Annotated in this window: 1 protein-coding gene; it reads right to left on the reverse strand. The window is 57.8% G+C overall.

Annotated features, from left to right (window positions below; translation table 11 throughout):
- The coding region (locus WH50_RS25990; RefSeq protein ID WP_207780513.1) for a DctP family TRAP transporter solute-binding subunit at window positions 1-728 on the reverse strand (728 nt) is incomplete at both ends.

Genomic DNA, 728 nt, shown 5'->3' on the forward strand with positions numbered 1-728 from the left:
CTTGTCCCAGAAGCTTTTCGACATCAGCACGATCCAGGGGCTGTAAACGTGCTGGGTCAGACTCAGGTACTTCTGCACTTCATAGAACTTGGACGACTCGATGGTGGTCACAGGGTTTTCCTGACCATCAACCGCTTTGGTTTCCAGTGCGGTGAACAGCTCAGAGAAGGACATGGGAACAGCGTTGGCGCCCATGCTCTTGAACAGATCCAGATACATGGGGTTCTGCATCACACGCAGTTTCACGCCATCCATATCGCTCATCTTCTCGATGGGGCGCTTGGAGTTGGTCATGTTGCGGAAACCATTCTCCCAGTACACCAGACCGACCAGACCCTGATCCTGCAGGTTGTCCAGCAATTTCTGGCCGTAGGGGCCATCCAGCACCTTGTCAGCCTGCTCGGCACTGTCAAACAAGAAAGGCAGATCCCATACGCCCATGCGCTTGTCGATCCCCACCAGCGTGGAGGTAGAGCCGACCATCATTTCCTGTGCGCCGCCGATCAGGGCGTTCTGCATCTGGATATCGCTACCCAGCGAAGCACCACCGAAGGCCTTGACCTTGAACTTGCCGCCCGACAGCTCGCTCATGCGCTGCACGAAGTAGTCAGCCGCACGACCCTGCTTGCTGTCCTGGTTCAGGCCGTAACCGAAGCGGATCAGGCGGGTGCTGATGTCAGCCGCGCTGGCGCTGACCGCAGATACGCCCAGAGCAAGGCCCAGAGCGG

The organism is Pokkaliibacter plantistimulans, from assembly GCF_003194385.1.
Classification (GTDB): Bacteria; Pseudomonadota; Gammaproteobacteria; order Pseudomonadales; family Balneatricaceae; genus Pokkaliibacter; species Pokkaliibacter plantistimulans.